General features: G+C 66.8%; 1 protein-coding gene. It reads left to right on the top strand.

Annotation, left to right across the window (positions count from 1 at the left end):
• The coding region (locus FLQ44_RS22765; protein ID WP_439144961.1) for a transketolase-like TK C-terminal-containing protein at positions 1–211 on the top strand (211 nt) is incomplete at its 5' end.
• Positions 212–286: the final 75 nt, after the last annotated feature.

Below are 286 nucleotides of genomic sequence, written 5' to 3'. Positions count from 1 at the left end.
GGTCGAGTGGCGCGAGGGCGTGCTGCCCGGCTGGTGCCGCAAGCGCATCGCCATCGAGGCCGGCGTGTCCGACTTCTGGCGCAAGTATGTGGGCCTGGACGGCGCCGTCATCGGCATCGACAGCTTCGGCGCCTCGGCACCGGCGGACCAGCTGTTCAAGCATTACGGCTTCACGGTGGAGAAGATCGTGGCGGCGGCGAAGGGGCTTTGAGGGCCGGGAATCGGGAATCGGGAAACGGGAAACGGGAAACGGGAAACGTTAGAAGCGGGGGGCGCTTCGCATGGA

This window comes from Vogesella mureinivorans (genome assembly GCF_007644035.1).
GTDB lineage: Bacteria > Pseudomonadota > Gammaproteobacteria > Burkholderiales > Chromobacteriaceae > Vogesella > Vogesella mureinivorans.
Note: the sequence above shows the minus strand (reverse complement) of the source record. Positions and strands in the feature narration are given on the sequence as shown.